The 15,581-nt window shown below is 53.4% G+C and carries 13 protein-coding genes and 1 pseudogene; 2 read left to right on the forward strand and 12 right to left on the reverse strand.

The annotated features are described in order from the left end of the window. Entirely contained in the window at window positions 1–549 is a 549-nt protein-coding gene (locus tag ACR0K1_RS09010; protein ID WP_480850135.1) for a TRAP transporter small permease, read from the reverse strand. Between the two features lie 64 nt (window positions 550–613). Further along, window positions 614–1,594, reverse strand: a complete 981-nt coding sequence (gene dctP / locus ACR0K1_RS09015; RefSeq protein ID WP_480850137.1) for a TRAP transporter substrate-binding protein DctP — start codon at window positions 1,592–1,594, stop codon at window positions 614–616. Window positions 1,595–1,725: 131 nt separating this feature from the next. Between dctP and ACR0K1_RS09020 the strand changes: the two genes are divergently transcribed. Beyond that, window positions 1,726–2,367: a GntR family transcriptional regulator gene (locus ACR0K1_RS09020; protein WP_480850139.1), complete on the forward strand. Its 642-nt coding sequence runs from the start codon at window positions 1,726–1,728 to the stop codon at window positions 2,365–2,367. A gap of 160 nt (window positions 2,368–2,527) precedes the next feature. Here the strand turns inward: ACR0K1_RS09020 and ACR0K1_RS09025 are convergent. Together ACR0K1_RS09025 and ACR0K1_RS09030 are read right to left on the reverse strand one after the other, a co-directional pair. Beyond that, window positions 2,528–2,875 (reverse strand): annotated as a pseudogene (locus ACR0K1_RS09025) (IS6 family transposase); the annotation flags it as partial. A 250-nt stretch (window positions 2,876–3,125) separates the two neighbouring features. Continuing rightward, window positions 3,126–3,788, reverse strand: a complete 663-nt coding sequence (locus tag ACR0K1_RS09030) for an HAD family hydrolase (protein WP_480609434.1) — start codon at window positions 3,786–3,788, stop codon at window positions 3,126–3,128. Between the two features lie 137 nt (window positions 3,789–3,925). Between ACR0K1_RS09030 and ACR0K1_RS09035 the strand changes: the two genes are divergently transcribed. Next, window positions 3,926–5,083: a sugar-binding transcriptional regulator gene (locus tag ACR0K1_RS09035; protein WP_480609432.1), complete on the forward strand. Its 1,158-nt coding sequence runs from the start codon at window positions 3,926–3,928 to the stop codon at window positions 5,081–5,083. Between the two features lie 51 nt (window positions 5,084–5,134). Here the strand turns inward: ACR0K1_RS09035 and ACR0K1_RS09040 are convergent, their stop codons facing one another. The 8 genes from ACR0K1_RS09040 to ACR0K1_RS09075 form a co-directional block, all read right to left on the reverse strand. Then, a complete protein-coding gene (locus ACR0K1_RS09040; RefSeq protein ID WP_480850142.1) occupies window positions 5,135–7,483 on the reverse strand; it encodes a glycoside hydrolase family 65 protein in 2,349 nt (782 codons plus the stop codon). 34 nt (window positions 7,484–7,517) lie between these two features. Continuing rightward, entirely contained in the window at window positions 7,518–8,501 is a 984-nt protein-coding gene (locus ACR0K1_RS09045) for a carbohydrate kinase family protein (RefSeq protein ID WP_480609427.1), read from the reverse strand. Window positions 8,502–8,561: 60 nt separating this feature from the next. Then, entirely contained in the window at window positions 8,562–9,545 is a 984-nt protein-coding gene (locus tag ACR0K1_RS09050; RefSeq protein WP_480850144.1) for a substrate-binding domain-containing protein, read from the reverse strand. A 167-nt stretch (window positions 9,546–9,712) separates the two neighbouring features. Further along, entirely contained in the window at window positions 9,713–10,873 is a 1,161-nt protein-coding gene (locus ACR0K1_RS09055; RefSeq protein ID WP_217354249.1) for a sugar ABC transporter permease, read from the reverse strand. A gap of 12 nt (window positions 10,874–10,885) precedes the next feature. After that, window positions 10,886–12,418, reverse strand: coding sequence for a sugar ABC transporter ATP-binding protein (locus ACR0K1_RS09060; RefSeq protein WP_480609423.1), 1,533 nt, complete (start codon window positions 12,416–12,418; stop codon window positions 10,886–10,888). Between the two features lie 168 nt (window positions 12,419–12,586). After that, a complete protein-coding gene (locus ACR0K1_RS09065) occupies window positions 12,587–13,636 on the reverse strand; it encodes a substrate-binding domain-containing protein (protein WP_480850147.1) in 1,050 nt (349 codons plus the stop codon). A gap of 247 nt (window positions 13,637–13,883) precedes the next feature. Beyond that, window positions 13,884–14,591 (reverse strand): IS6 family transposase, encoded by a 708-nt coding sequence (locus ACR0K1_RS09070; RefSeq protein WP_480609418.1) that lies wholly within the window; start codon window positions 14,589–14,591, stop codon window positions 13,884–13,886. 162 nt (window positions 14,592–14,753) lie between these two features. After that, entirely contained in the window at window positions 14,754–15,524 is a 771-nt protein-coding gene (locus ACR0K1_RS09075; RefSeq protein WP_480617518.1) for a hypothetical protein, read from the reverse strand. Window positions 15,525–15,581: the final 57 nt, after the last annotated feature.

Genomic DNA, 15,581 nt, shown 5'->3' on the forward strand with positions numbered 1-15,581 from the left:
TTATGCCTCCAACCCAAATGGGGTTTCAGATTTTGTCAAAAGGGCAACAAGATCAGCCAGAAGTTGGAGAAGCAACAAACCGAAACCGACAGGTAGCGACAGATACGGGATCCACAGCGGAACGGCTGTGACCGTGTCAGATGTCCAACCACGCTTGTAGGCAAAGTGCCAATACTCGTAGCCGTAGAATAGCAGCACCGCCGTGATGATGATGGACAAACTGAGGGTCAGAACTGCAAGGCCAAACCGAGCGCGCCCCCGCAGTGCCAATGGGATCAAGTCAACATTGACGTGCCCCCGCTGATATTGAACGAATGGCAACCCGACCAAAGCTGCGGCGATGACGAGGTAGACGACGATCTCTGTTTGCCACACAGTCGATCCATTGAGGACAAATCGAACAAAGATCATCTGACAAGTCAGAACGACAGCTGTCAGGATCATTAAAGCAGAGCACCAACCGGCGGCGCTTGAAATTTGGTGAATGGTTCGAACGATTTGGTTGTCACTTGTCGTTCGAACAATTGATGCAGGGGCGTGTCCGGACATGTCGGGCGTCCTTTGCTTTAGTGGAAAGGTTGTCCGAGGCGCATTGGCCTCGGACGCAACAGGGCTATTCGACGGCCAAAGCGAGATCCAAAAGCTCCTGACCGCCAGGTACTTCGGCGACAAAAGTGGCATATGACGTCTCCTGTGCGAGCGTTTGCCAATCTTGGAAGTCTTCGGCAGTCATTTCGGCGATTTCGACACCAGCTGCACTGAAGACCTCAACCGATTTCGCGTCCTGAAGCTTCGCCTGCTCGAGGTAATGCGCCTCGGCTTTCTCCGCTGCGGCGAGGAGTGCGGCCTGCTGCTCACCCGACAAGCCTTCAAACGTGGATTTGTTCATCAATAGCGGCTGATACAGGAACCAAAGCGCGATGTCGGAGGCCGGCGTATAGCACGCAACCTGCTCGAAAATCCGGTAGGACACAAATGAGGAAGATGATGTGTTTGCTGCATCCAAAACACCCGTCTGCATGGCCGAGTAGATTTCTGACGAGGCCATCGATGTAATCGACGCACCAGCCCCGACCAACATTTGCTCAAAGGCTTTTCCAGCCGCACGGGTCTGCATTCCTTCGACATCGGAGGGATTGGTGATGCACTTGTCCTTGCCGACGAAGCCGCCTGCCAGATAACCGTGCACAAGAACCATCACGTCATCTTCTGCCATCTTCTTTTCGAGCGCTTCCATGAAGGGAGACTGGCTCAAACGCGCTGCATGATCGTGGTTCTTCACAAGACCCGGCATCAGAGTGAGGTTAAATGATGGCTGTTGCCCACCTGCATAGGACAGTGGGAAAACCGTCATATCAAGCTGCCCCCGTGACAGTGGCCGATACTGTTCGCGCGGCTTAAAGAGCGATTTGGACGGGAAGATCTTGATCTCAAGATCCACATCCGCGGCGGCGACTTCATCAGCAACGATTTGAGCGACCTCATGTCTAACATCTGCGGTCGACCATTGGTGAGACAGACGCAGTTCTTCCGCCTGCGCGCTGCCTGCCAATAGCGCCAAACCCAGCGTGGTTGATCGTGCAAAATTTTTCATCGTGGTTCCTCCTTGTGGATTATTACATGTCTTATATGTATACATATAGCAACTAAAAAAATCCTGTTGATGCTTTTTTGTATGGAATTGGAATCCGGCGCACTGTATGAAAATGTTGGAAGGGAGCCGTCATGCCGCGTGCATCAGATATGCTTATCGAGCAGATAAAAAACGAGATTTTCAGTGGGTTACTGAAGCCTGGCGATCAGTTGGAAGAAGCTGAACTATCCAAAAGATTTGGCGTCAGCCGCACTCCAATACGTGAAGCGATTAGATCAATGGTGGATGGCGGGTTTCTCGAAACGAGGCCTCGCAAAGGTGCCATAGTTCGAGTTTTGTCTGCGAAAGAACTGAACGATTTATTCGAAGTCGCCGCGGAATTGGAAGGGATGGCGGCGCGTTTAGCCAGCGAGTCTTTGACGCTCTCACACAAGAAGTCGATCCAAGAAGGCTTGCAACAATGCAAGGACGCAGCCGCGAAAGAAGACCCAGCTGCCTATGCAGCTGCAAACCTCGTGTTTCACGCGGCTATCCACCGGGCAGCTGGAAACGAATGGCTCATTGATCAACTTGAACGACTTCAGGCTCGCATAAACGTCTATCGGCTCTTGCCATATGAAGTTGTTGGTCGACTGGAAAAATCGGTCGAAGAGCATGAGCAGATCGCCGAGGCGATCTTCAACAAGGATGGAGCAACTGCGAACACTTTGATGCGCGATCATATCATGCTTCAAGGTGCACGACTGCCAAGTTTACTGAAAGCCTTGGAGTAATTAGCTTGGGCACCATTTGAGTTTTGGGTTCATCGCGGCCCAGAGCCGTCGTTCGACCTTGATGACCGTCGCCGCAGTGCGGCCCGTCAGAGGAGACATTCGCTGCATTTGCATAGTTTAGCCTGAGCAGACGTTATCCGCGAGCCAGTTCAATCCAGGTACGGCGCTTGGTAACAACCGCTTCCAGCACTTCACCTTCGTGATCGACCGCACGCCATAGATAGTGGCGTTTGCCATTCACCTTCACAAAAACCTCGTCCACGTGCCACTTCCATTTGGAGAAGGCCCGCAGTTGCTGAACGCGCTTCCGTCTGATCTCAGCAGCAAACATTGGGCCAAACCTGTTCCACCAATATCGGACGGTTTCGTGGCTTACGTCGATGCCTCGCTCGTGCAGCAGATCTTCGACATTCCGAAGCGAGAGCGGGAAACGGATGTACAGCATCACCGCAAGGCGGATGATCTCGGGACTTGTTTTAAAGTACTTAAAGGAGGCAGATTTGGTCATGGGCAAAAGCTACGCAACCGCCCTGACCGCCTCAAGCCAAATTCTTCTGACAAGACCGCTTCACACGCGCGCAAACGGTCCCAACTGTGCCTTCCCAGCAAGGTCAAGCGCCGCATCGGAGCTTGACCCAATCGGCCAATAGTCCAACTCGGGCACACGGAATTGCGAGAGGTTGAGCACACGATACTGAACCTTAGGCGAAGTCTGTTATCTGTCCCGAAAAATCCAGTTTTGTTTCGCAAAAAAGTACTTAGACAGGCAATGACGACTTAGCTTCGTCTATCTGCTCAATGTCAATCTCGGCCAGCGAAGAAACGACGCAATCCGCCGCCGTTAGTTCACTCTCGTGATCTTCATGAAGAAGACCAACGCAGTAGAAACCACCATTCTTTGCCGCTTCGACCCCGGAGGAGGAATCCTCGATCACGACACATTCATCCACTTTCAGCCCCAGCCCGCTGGCGGCGGTGAGGAATATATCAGGGTTGGGTTTCCCTTTTTCGACATCATCGCCCCCGATAACAACCGGAAAGGCATCCAACAAACCAGCTTTTTCAAGAACGGCTCGGACATTAGCGCTGCTGGAAGCGGCCGCCAGCCCGTAACCCTCCGACTGGCATTGTCTTACGAGGCGCACAGCAGCATCGAAGACACGAAATTCGCCTCGCTCGATCATTTCAACATAATAGACATTTTTTTTGTCTGCGGCGGTTCTGACCTCGGTTTCCGAATGCCGGGTCATGACCGCACGCGCCCCGTCAAAACGGGGGCGACCGTCGACAAGACGTCGATATTCTGCCCTTCCAAACTCATACCCGTGTTCTTCGAACATGCGTTTCCAGGCCGCAAAATGCGCCGGCACGGTGTCGACCAAAACACCATCGAGGTCAAAGATAAGTCCTTTGATTGGCATGCTGAATCTCCTGGTTCGAGCCTGTGCCAGAAACACGTAGCATGTCGGGAATTTTCTTCAATCGGCTGGCATGTGAATGTTAATCTGGCATAATTATTCACGCTGTCAGGATCCTGCTAACGGACAATATTGAACAAATGATCGACGTGAAGAAACTGCCCTTCGAAGAACGCGCCCAATGCGCGGCCTATATGCGCGCGACGCACAATATGTCACAGGTAGAGATCGGGGCCATTCTTGGTGGCCTATCCCAACCGCACGTATCGCGGTTACTGAAACACGCTGAACGCCAAAATTACTTGGTCATCGAACAACGCTTCGTCAAAGAACAATTCTCAGACGAGTGGATTGCCCAGATGGACGAATTGCTGGCTCCTTCAGGGTTGAATTCTGATCTGAAACGATATTGCAACAGGAACAAGCTTAGACCGCCTCGGCTTGGGGTGTTTGAAAGCGGCCCGGGGAACACCGAGGCTGCGCTGTCACAGCGCCGTACCAGGTTTGGACGAACCGCATCCGGGCGATTGATAGAACTGATTGAGAAATCGAACGTCATCGGCGTTGCGTGGGGTCGAACAATCAAGTCCCTGGCAGAAGGGATTGCAGCCTCAAGGCGGCCCATAGATAAGTCGCAAAAGACAGAGTTTGCAGCGGTTTGCGCAGAATTGATGTCGCTGGCTCAGCATGGATACTCTGCCAGCCGGCTTGCCGGAACTTTTGATGAGCTATTTAATGATCAGCCGGAGGATAGCCCTCAGCTCACTGGTTTCCCGGCATACATACCCCGTCACTACGATGAGACCATGCGCCGTTCCATCTGGCAGTACATCTCTGACACCCCGGGATTTCACCGCGTGTTTTCAGGTCCAGACGCGTTGATTGGCAAAATGGATATGTTGATTTCCAGCGTCGGGTCTTCAAGCACTCCAGTTCTGGGCAGTTTTGAAGAGCTGGTTCAGGCAGGCGGGTTAAGAGCTGACGATCTCCGGCAATTAGTCGTCGGGGACCTTGGCGGTATTTTGATCCCGAGAACCGAAATTTCTCAGGCCAAGATGGACCTGATTGACGAACTGAACGGGCTGTGGACCGGGATCAAAACAGTGCATGTCAAAGCCATAGCAGATCGGGCATTTGACGATTCTGACCAAAGTGGTGTTGTGGTCGTCGCGATTCAGAAGGAACGAGGTGATACGGTATTCGAACTGATCACCCGGGGGCTTGTTAACGAATTGCTCATCGATCACGCGGCAGCGGAACAACTGCACACGCGCGTTGCCGAGGCTCTTGCAGACTGACGACAGCACCTCGGCACACCTTGGCCCTTCCTGCGAGAATAACCTTGATTGTCACGCAGGCTGCGGCGCGAAGACCGCTTCCTCTCCGGCAATCAAAGTAACAGGATGGCCCATCACCTCGATATCTTCTTTCGTACCGGACGGAGCAATCAGCTTAAACCGACACTCGTCATGAGAAATTAGAACTTCGACGTCATTCCCCTGCCACTTCAGATTAAACCGGATGCCGGACCATGCCTCGGGCAGCCAGGGTTTGAACGTCATCTTGCCGTGCTTGACCCTGAACCCGCCAAACCCACACACAAGCGATTGCCAGGTGCCGCCAGCCGAAGCGATATGCATCCCGTCCTGCGTGTTACCCTGATTGTTGACCAGATCAACAAAGGCAGACCGTTCGAAATAGTGATGCGCCGAGGAAATGTCGCCGACTTCAATCCCCATGATCGAATGAATGGCCGGGCTAAGTGAAGACTTGTGCATCGTACGTTTCTCATAAAACGCATAGTTTGCGGCTTTGATTTCGTCCGAAAACTCGTCGGGCAAGAGATAGTTCAACATGATCACGTCAGGTTGCTTGAGCAGCATTGAACCGTTCAGTGAGAAGTGGTCATGCCCTTCGGGGTAGACTGGCATACGGTTTTTGTCCCATTCCGTGATGGGAATGTCCTGAAGCTGAAAATACCCTTCAAATTGTTCAATTAGATTGCGAGACGGGTCAAACGGAACGTAGATTTTTTTGGAGGCTTTAATCCACTGCTCTACTTCGTTCGCTGTCAGCCCCAACTGGTTCAGAAGGTCATCATGGGTCAGAGTTGAGGTTTCGCTGAGTTCAGAAAAAACACGTGCGGATTGCTCCAGATGCCATTTCGCCATTCGGTTAGTGAACGTGTTGTTGTCGACATGTTCGTGGAACTCGTCCGGCCCGATAACGTTTGTCAGCTCGTACCGGTCCTTGTCTTTGTTCCATTCCAGCCGACTGATCCAGAACCGACTGGTTTGATACAAAACCTCGGCACCGAAATCGCGAAGGAAATCTCTGTCTCCGGTCGCCGCAACATAACTGAGGATGCCATACGCCACGCATGCGGTGACGTGAATCTCCTCTTCTCCGGTCCAGATACGGTTCGCACCGTCCGCTGTCCATTTTGGCGTTGTCTCCACTCCGGTATCAGCAGATTCCCATGCGTACTGCGCGCCCTTAAGCCCATTCATTCGGGCGTTCTCAAGTGCGCCGTTCAACGTGTTGTAACGGTATTTCAGAAGGACTTTGGCCGTCTCCGGCTGCGTGAAAATGTAGAATGGCAGCAGGAAAATTTCGGTATCCCAGAAAACGTGACCTTTGTACCCTTCCCCAGACATGGATTTGGCGCCGATATTCGCGCGCGGGTCGTTTTTGTTGGCAGCGATCAGCAGATGATAGATGTTGAAACGCATTGCGCGTGTCGCTTCTGTATCACCCATCACCTCGCAATCACAAGCGTCCCACTTTGCGCGCCATGCTGCAGCGCTTTCACTTAGACAAGTTGAGAACCCCTTGGCTTGTGCTGTCTCCAGAGACGCTTCACATTTGGCCGCCAATTCCTCGCCGTTCAGATCTCGCGACGTATAAATCGACACCAGCTTTTCGAAGGTCAGGCTTTGCCCATTGAGCGCCTCAAGCGAAACGGTTTGTGAAACCTGCTCATAGTCGCGGCTTGCACCTTTGAACTCACTGATTGAGGGTCGATCCAAGACAGACGCCATTCCAATCGAAATGCCAGTGTCCAGTGTCAAAGCTTCGATATAGGATACATCGCTGTTTGCATGAGACTGAGTCACCTTCAGGTGTCGGCTTTTGGCCCATTTTTCCCATTTAACCTCGGGGTGGAATTCAGGGTTTCCCTGATAAGCTGGCAGGCGGTCCAGATTGTACCGTTGGGCATCCAGTGCACTTTCGACAGTTATCTTGGACGAGTGGTTTTCCGGCGTCACCGTCAAACGGATGCCGCAGATATGCTGATCGGCAAAACTGGCAAACCGGATGCTGTTGATGCGGGTGCGACGGCCTGTGCTGTCTTCAAACACGGTATCCCGATGCAGAAATCCGGTCTGCAGATCTAGTACCCGCCTATGTTCGACAACTTTACACGTTTGGACATCCAGAATTTCACCTTCGACACGAACCCGAAGCGGCAGCCAGGTCGGCACATTGACCTGATCGATCACCGTCGAGTCATGGTGATCGTAAACACCAGCCAGATAGGTGCCAGACAGCTCTCCTTTGTGACCCTCTTCCAGCGACCCACGTGTGCCCTGATAGCCGTTGCCGACCGTAAAAATGGTCTCCTTGAAGTTCGCTTCATCCAGATTGAATTGGGTTTCTTCGATCAGCCAGTCGCTACTGCTCAGCATTGTCTGCATGTCAGGGCTCCATTCGGGTGATATTTGGGATAATTCAGTCGCCGTAGGTTTCAGCAATCTGACGTTCGGTTTCTTCCAGTGATCCGTAGACATCCAACTCGCTGCTCGAGCAGCGCTGCGCTCCTGCACAGTTTCCGAACTGGCAGGCTTTGACGAAATCGCCAGTCTTGAGGTAGCCAAAAGCCAAGCCACCAGCAAAGCTGTCACCGCAGCCGGTGGTGTCGACCACATCCTCGACAAGCACGCGCTTGACCAGATGTTCCCGCATCCGGCCGGTTTCATCCTTGTGGTAGACGGCGCAGCCGTGTTGATCCAGCGTGACGTAGAGCGCCTTGACCCCCAGATCCAGGCAGTGTTGGGCGAACTTGGGCAACTGGTCCATCGTGAGTTCGCTTATGTCCTGCAACTCGTCAGAACCGTATTCTCCCTTGAACCAACTGCATTGAGCCTCTTCCAAATTCATCTTTAGAAGGTCGATATGCGGAAGCCAGCGATCCCGGTCGATCCAGAATTTATGATACCGTTCGCCATGTGCTGAACACCCGCTGGTGGGACCATGCGCATCAAATACAACCAGACCATCGCTGTTGGCCTTGATGTATCGGATCGTTTCCAACGGAACCTCGAAATCCGTGATCGGAACGAAAACGAAAGCCTCGCAATCCATCAGGTCTTCGATGTCGTCGGGCAGGATCGGGTTCATGAAACCCGTTTGCTTTTCGTTGCGATGGTTCTGATCGACGTAAACCAGATCGATCACCGCACCCTGATCGGCGTCGCCTGTAACATGGCTAACATCCAGATACGGAAACTCAGACAGCAAGTTGCGAACATTGTCGACGTCCGACCTGCGCACATGGCTGACGACGTGGATCCGCGAACCCGGACCGGCCAGCGAGGACATGCAGACCGCCGTATAGACCGCGCAGCCGAATTTCTGGAATTTTTCACCTTGATAGCTGGTGATATTGTCCCTTGGGATCGGGCCAACAACTGCGACATTGATCTTGTCAGACATTTCGGTCCCTTGCTTGTATTCGCTGTTTTGCCGACGGGCGTGTGCGTGATTATAACAGCTTCAGTTCTGATAGATCTGTTCGCTGGTATAGAACCCGCCGTCGATTACCGTGCTGTCGATCGTATCTTTTGACACTGCGAAAACAGGGGTGATAACCGTTGGGATTTCCGCGAAACCATTGTCAATCAGCGCATGGTCTCCGATCAAATCACCAACTTCCGCATCCGGAGACTGCGCTATTTTCACGGCGATATCCGCCGCCTCATAGGCCAGAGGTTTGATTTGCTTCCAGATTTCCAGCGCCTGTACATCATTGGCGACGAGCTGGACATTCCGCAGATCAGCGTCTGACCCTGCAACAAAGACCTGATCCGCCGATGCCAGGTCCTCGTCGGACAATGCTGCCAGAACCCCAAAGGCAAGCCCGCTGTTGTTGGCGATGAACGCATCGATGTCGTTGTCATATTCGACCAGTAGGTTCTCGGCAGTGTCTCTGGCCATATCGGGAGACCAGTCTACATGGCTGCGATCCGCAACAAGCTCGAGCCCAGGATGATCGGCAATCACTTTAAGCACACCCCTACTGAGCGCTTCGGCATTGGCATCACCAGGCTGACCGCGGATCAGGGCGACCCGGCCTTTGACCTCACCGCGGGTATCATTCAGCCAGTCCACCATCGCTTCGGCCTGAAGCTGCCCGACAGCCCAACTGTCCTGCATAACCATGACGTCAAGCGGCCCGTCCTGCAGCATCGAGTCGTACCCGACGACTTTGACGCCTTGATCGTGGGCCAAATCAACAAGGGCACCAGCGGTTGCGGTGTTGACGGGTTGCAGGACCAGAACGTCCACCCCAGATTCCAGCATTTCCTCAACCTGCTGCAACTGACGCAATGGATCATTGCCGCTGCTATCAAAGATCACATCTGCGCCTTGGGATTCCGCGCGTGCAATGAATAGGGATTTGTCAGTCTGGTATCTGGCTTCCTGCATGGTCTTGAGCAGGAACCCGATTGTAGCGTTGTCCTGCGCTACCGCGATCATTGGCAGCGATGCGGATAGAAGGCCGGCCAAACCCAAAACTCTGAGGCCGTTTGTGCATAAGGTTGCTAAAATGGACTGGACCATCGTTTACCTCCCAACTGTCATTCAAGTTTTCGGGGATTTTGGCGTTGCCCACGGTGCGTGGGACCGGGGGCAGGCCAGCAACATTATTTCTTCTGCATCACATCGAACCAGACGGCGAGGATGATGATCAGGCCCTTGATGATCAACTGATAGAACGTGACCACACCAAGCAAGCTCATGCCGTTGTTCAGGACGCCGATCAACAGGGCACCGATGATGGTTCCACTCACCTTGCCAGAACCACCCGCCAGGCTCGTACCGCCGATAACAACGGCCGCAATCGCATCAAGCTCGAACATGGTTCCAAGGTTGGGCGAGGCACCGTTCAGACGCGAGGCCAGAATGATACCGGCCAGCGCCGACAGTACCGAAATGACCGTGTAAACAATCATCTTGGTGCGGACGACGTTGATGCCGGACAGGCGGGCCGCATCCTCGTTTCCGCCAAGCGCATAGAGGCGGCGACCAAAGCGGGTGCTGTTCAGCGTATAGATCCCGGCAAACGCAATGACTGCAAAGATCGCGACAGGAACGGGGATCCCTTTGTAGCTGGTGAACACGTGGAAGGCCAAAGCAAACCCGCCGATCATTACGGCCCCGTTGACCAGCAACTCTTGCATATTCACTTCGACGCCGTGAGCTTTGCTTTGTTGAACGTCCCGGAAGATCGAATAGACCGCAAGCGCAGCACACACGATCAGCACGATACTGGACATCATCGGCGGGATATAAGCACCACCAATCAACGGAAACACATTACTCGTTACCGGTACAGAACTGCCGTTGGTCAGGGTCAGTGCCAAACCGCGTGCAATGGTCAGCATTCCAAGGGTTATGATGAATGGTGGTATGTTGAACTTGGCTATCCAGAACCCATTCCATAGACCTATTCCGACGCCCACGATCAAAAGGGTCGCAGGTACCGCCAATATTGTCGGCACGCCCCATTGCATCATGAGCGTACAGACGACGGCTGATAACCCGACGACAGAGCCAACCGACAGATCAATACCTGCAATCAGGATGACCATGGTCATACCCACGGCAATGATCCCGATGATGGTGACCTGACGGGACAGGTTGCTAAGGTTCCGTGCAGTGAAAAACGCGTCGTCGGCAAAACTGAGCCCGACGACCAGCACGATCAACGCAATCAGCGTCGCGTTGTCCTTAATGAAGTTTATCAGGTGGTTTTCCTTGGCGCCATTGACGCCAACACCTGCAACGTTGCTGTCAGCACTCATTTGCTTCCTCCCTTATGCGCTGCCGGTGGCATACGCCATGATTGCTTCTTTCTTTGCGTCGTCCCGTTCAAAGTTCGACACGATCTCGCCTTCGCACATCACCAGAATCCGGTCGCACATGCCCAAAACCTCGGGCAGTTCCGATGAGATCATGATGACGGTGACACCCTGCTGGACCAACTCGTTCAGCAGCTTGTAAATCTCGACTTTGGCGCCGATATCGATTCCGCGTGTGGGTTCATCCAGGATGAACACATCTGGACGTGAGTTCAGCCACTTACCCAGAATGACCTTCTGCTGGTTTCCGCCGCTAAGCGTACCGATTACTGTGTCAATCGAAGGTGTTTTGACACCGAGCTGGTCGACATATTCCTTAACGACTTTGCGCTCCTGCTGGGTGTTGATAATGCCCAGAACCTTTGAACTGATCGTCTCAAGTGAGGAAATCGTCGTGTTGAATGAGATGGACTTGTCGAGAAACAAACCCAGCGCCTTACGGTCTTCGGTCAACAACGCGATGCCGGCATCAATGGCGTCTTTCGGCGACTTGATGTCCAGCTTTTGCCCGTTCAGCTTTACCTCACCGGTGGTCTGATCCGGATAGGCACCGAATACACCGCCAACCAGTTCGGTCCGACCCGCGCCCATTAGCCCGGAAATGCCCAATATCTCGCCTTTGCGGGCAACGAAGCTGGCGTTCTTGACCAGATAGCTGCCAGGCAGATCGGGGTTTGTGACGGACAGATCGTTGACCTCTAAAGTCACCTCACCCGGTGTGAAATCGACTTTGGGAAACATATCCTTGATGTCGCGCCCGACCATTCGGGCGATGATCTGATCCAGCGTGATATCCGCGATCGGAGTGACTTCACCGATCGTCTGGCCATCGCGCAGAACCGCGATCCGGTCGGCGATCTGCTCGATCTCTTCCATCTTGTGCGAGATGTAGCACATGCAGACACCGTCGGCTTTCAGCTTGCGGATGATACGGAAGAGATCCTTGACCTCCTTATCCGTCAACGCCGACGTCGGTTCGTCTAAAACCAGTATCTCGGCCTTGAGCGACAGCGCCTTGGCAATCTCAACCATCTGCTGTTTGCCCACAGTGATGTTCTGCACCAGATCTGTCGGGCGAATGTCGTTGATCCCCAGTTCGGTCAACAGCTTCTGGGTTTCGGCAAAAGTCTGGTTCCAGTTGATCCTGCCCTTGGCATCGGTGAACTGTCGATCAAGAAAGATGTTTTCCGCAACTGACAAGCCGGGAATCAGGTTGAGTTCCTGATAGATGATGCCAATGCCGGCCGCCTCGGCCTCTTTCGTATTCGCGAACCGGACTTTTTCGCCGCGCAAAAAGATATCGCCCTCGTAGGTTGGATAGGGCCAAACCCCGCTGAGCACTTTCATAAGCGTGGATTTGCCCGCTCCGTTTTCTCCCATCAACGCCAGAAGCTCGCCCGAGCGGGCTTCGAAATTGACATTGTTCAGGGCGCGAACTCCGGGAAAATCCTTGATGATACCCTGCATTTTCAGGACGACTTCAGACATGCTTTTTCCCATCACATTCAGAAAGGTGTTTCGGACACTCCCCACTCTGACCGACAGTCCTGCCGCAAGGAGTTTAAGGAAGGAGGGCACCATGAAGCCGCGCGCGGGGAGTACACGCATAGGGAGCCAAATGGCGAAACGCCCTCCTTCAGGAATACGTCCCGAGGATCAGTTCCCGTAGACTTCTTCCTTGGAGTAGAAGCCGCCAGCGATGATCGTGTCATCAATGTTGTCCTGGGTCACAAGCGTGATCGGGGTGACAATCGTCGGTACATCGGCGAAACCGTTGTTGATAACCTTGTCCACCTCGACCAGATCGGCGGGTGCGGTGTCCGGATCAGCAGCCAGAGCAACGGCCACTTCTGCCGCGGTTTCAGCCAGAGGATCGATCTGTTTCCAGATTTCAACGGCTTGCTTGCCTTGCGCAACATATTGGATATTGGCCAGGTCGGCATCAGATCCGGCTACAAACACTTTGTCTGATGACGCCAGTCCCTGTGCTTCCAATGCCGCGATAACACCACGGGCCATGCCACTGTTGTTGGCGATAAATGCGTCGATGCTGTTGCTGTTAGAGGTTAGCGTGTTTTCCGCAGTTGCCATGGCCTTCTCAGATGACCAACCTTCATGCGCCTGATTGGTCACCAGTTCCAACCCCGGGTTCGCTTCGACAATCTCCAACACACCGCTGCTCATGGCAATCGCGTTGGAGTCGCCGGGTTGACCTTGAATCAGGGCGATCTTGCCGGACACCTCTCCGTTCTTGTCCTGTAGCCATTCGACCATGGCCTCACCCTGCAAACGGCCCACAGCCCAGCTGTCTTGCATCACCATCGCATCCAGCGGCCCGTCCACGAGCATCGAATCATATCCGACGACACGCACACCTTCGCTGTTTGCCATGCTGACCATGCTTCCGGCGGTACCGGTGTTCACAGGCTGCAACACGATGACGTTCGCACCCTTGGCAAGCATGTTTTCAAACTTAGCCAGCTGGGTCAGCTCGTCATTGTTCGCTGAATCAAAGATAACTTCGGCGCCCAGTTCCTCAGCTTTCGCAGTAAACGCGGCGCGGTCACGCTTGTAGCGCTCTTCCTGCATGGTTTTCAGCAGAAAGCCAATTTTGACATCGCCTGCATACGCTGTGCCGGCGGTCAGGGCGACGGCGGCGACGGAAAGCAAGGCGGTTCTACGGGTAATGGTCTGCAACAGGGCCATATTTCCTCCAGTGTATGTTCCTTGGCTGCCAGACCAATAGGTTCGGCAGCATGAAATGCTTCGCAAATTGTGCTGGATGCCGACTAACCGGTGAGAACAAGCGTCAATCTCAAAGCGATAACGCTAACATAGCAGTGGAGAACAGGGGAGAATTTGTATATATAGGTAGCATACATATTCACAACGCCGTTGGGGGTGCTGTCAGACGAATTCGAACCAGTCTCAGTTTGCCGCGGGAACCGTGAACCTATCCGGAACAAAGTTGACGCCACTCGGTAAGAGCGGCGCTGCGGGTCAACTTGAAGGTGTCTCGGCTGGTGAGCGATCGTTCCTGATTGAAGTGATTGTAGACGGAGGAATGAACGGAGGCGAATTTCTGTAAACTTCGCATGCGCCTGAAACGTTGCATCGCGCGTTCGCGTCGTCGGAAAGGCAGGTGCGAGTTCTCGACGCGGTTGTTGAGCCACCTGCCCGTCCTTTGTTTTTCGAGCGCACCCAGTTCTCTGAGCGCGGCTCTGTATGAGGCAAAGCGATCCGTGACGACGGTTTCCGCTTTGCCGTGTCGCTTCATTAACTTCTTGAGGAATTTCAGTGCTGCAGCTTTGTTTCGGCGTTTGGTGACAACGGCTTCCAGCACCTCGCCTTCGTGATCAACAGCCCGCCAAAGATAATGCCGCTTGCCATTTACCTTCACGAAAACTTCGTCCACGTGCCACTTCCATTTGGAGAACGCGCGCAGTTGCTGAACACGCTTCCGTCTGATCTCAGCAGCAAACATCGGCCCGAACCTGTTCCACCAATATCGGACAGTTTCGTGGCTCACGTCGATGCCTCGCTCGTGCAGCAGGTCTTCGACATTCCGCAATGAAAGCGGAAAACGGATGTACAGCATCACCGCCAGGCGAATGATCTCAGGGCTGGTTTTGAAGTATTTGAACGAGACGGGTTTGGTCATTGCCAGAAGCTATGCGACCACCCTGCCCCGCTCAAGCAAAGTTCCTCTGACAAGACCGCCGCGACAGCTGGTGAGGTCCATACTGGGCTCGAAACCAGCACAATCCCGGAAACCAACCCTTTCAACAGGCCCACTAATTGGGAAGCCGGTTGGAGGGTGGCATCAATTGCACTGATCATACCTGTAGTCCCCGTATTCCAGCCAGTTTGCCGAACCTTCGCTAAAAATTAGAAACTCGGACCTGTCTTCCCCAAGCAGGGCGACAACAAATCCGGTCGGCGGCTCAGAGTTTCCGAAAAAGCTGTAGGCTGTCATGGCTCTGATCGACTCGCCGTTGACCGTTACTCGCGCGTCCCACTCTCCTTCCGGATTGTCCAAAATTACAGGTTCGATGACTCGCTCCACCGCTCCGCCACCACAATAGACGATGCCTTCGGGGGGTTCGTAGGAGGCCCCCTGGCTAGCACCTGAATCGCAGGCGGAACGAAGGGACTGAATTGCCGCGCTGGAACCTTTCAAGTCAAAGATTCCGTAGCTAACATCTTGATCAATCATGGACAGATTAACGGATGCATTGGCTGCAAGCTGGTCCTGTACAAAACCATAGTCCTCTTGACTATTGAAACTGACCTCGACGGGATAGTTGTCGACGATCTGCACGGCAGCGTTTTCTGCGCCAACCTGAAATGCCCCAACTTCGGTGGTGCCGTTCTTCAAAAAACGAATGGAAAGCCCTTGTTTGTCCACAATGTCCTGGCTGTCCTCGTATCCAGCCGGAGCAAAGCGGATACGGTCACACTGAAGTTCCAATGTCATGTTTCCAGTCTGAATAAATGCATTGGGATTAGGCCCGGAACTGAACGACCATTCTGCTGATGCTGTGGTCGCCATAGCCATCAGTAGCGTTCCAATGGGAATCAGCTTGAAACTCATTTTCTCTCTCCCTGGTATTAAGAATCGAACTGTCATTCAGCAGAGATTCTGACCCGC

It is taken from the genome of Ruegeria sp. F5 (assembly GCF_056533845.1).

What these genes read in the sequence shown, in the direction of transcription:
- ACR0K1_RS09010 (WP_480850135.1), bottom strand. Translation starts at nt 549, where the DNA reads ATGTCCGGACACGCCCCTGCATCAATTGTTCGAACGACAAGTGACAAC.
- dctP (WP_480850137.1), bottom strand. Translation starts at nt 1,594, where the DNA reads ATGAAAAATTTTGCACGATCAACCACGCTGGGTTTGGCGCTATTGGCA.
- ACR0K1_RS09020 (WP_480850139.1), top strand. Translation starts at nt 1,726, where the DNA reads ATGCCGCGTGCATCAGATATGCTTATCGAGCAGATAAAAAACGAGATT.
- ACR0K1_RS09030 (WP_480609434.1), bottom strand. Translation starts at nt 3,788, where the DNA reads ATGCCAATCAAAGGACTTATCTTTGACCTCGATGGTGTTTTGGTCGAC.
- ACR0K1_RS09035 (WP_480609432.1), top strand. Translation starts at nt 3,926, where the DNA reads ATGATCGACGTGAAGAAACTGCCCTTCGAAGAACGCGCCCAATGCGCG.
- ACR0K1_RS09040 (WP_480850142.1), bottom strand. Translation starts at nt 7,483, where the DNA reads ATGCAGACAATGCTGAGCAGTAGCGACTGGCTGATCGAAGAAACCCAA.
- ACR0K1_RS09045 (WP_480609427.1), bottom strand. Translation starts at nt 8,501, where the DNA reads ATGTCTGACAAGATCAATGTCGCAGTTGTTGGCCCGATCCCAAGGGAC.
- ACR0K1_RS09050 (WP_480850144.1), bottom strand. Translation starts at nt 9,545, where the DNA reads ATGATCGCGGTAGCGCAGGACAACGCTACAATCGGGTTCCTGCTCAAG.
- ACR0K1_RS09055 (WP_217354249.1), bottom strand. Translation starts at nt 10,873, where the DNA reads ATGAGTGCTGACAGCAACGTTGCAGGTGTTGGCGTCAATGGCGCCAAG.
- ACR0K1_RS09060 (WP_480609423.1), bottom strand. Translation starts at nt 12,418, where the DNA reads ATGTCTGAAGTCGTCCTGAAAATGCAGGGTATCATCAAGGATTTTCCC.
- ACR0K1_RS09065 (WP_480850147.1), bottom strand. Translation starts at nt 13,636, where the DNA reads ATGGCCCTGTTGCAGACCATTACCCGTAGAACCGCCTTGCTTTCCGTC.
- ACR0K1_RS09070 (WP_480609418.1), bottom strand. Translation starts at nt 14,591, where the DNA reads ATGACCAAACCCGTCTCGTTCAAATACTTCAAAACCAGCCCTGAGATC.
- ACR0K1_RS09075 (WP_480617518.1), bottom strand. Translation starts at nt 15,524, where the DNA reads ATGAGTTTCAAGCTGATTCCCATTGGAACGCTACTGATGGCTATGGCG.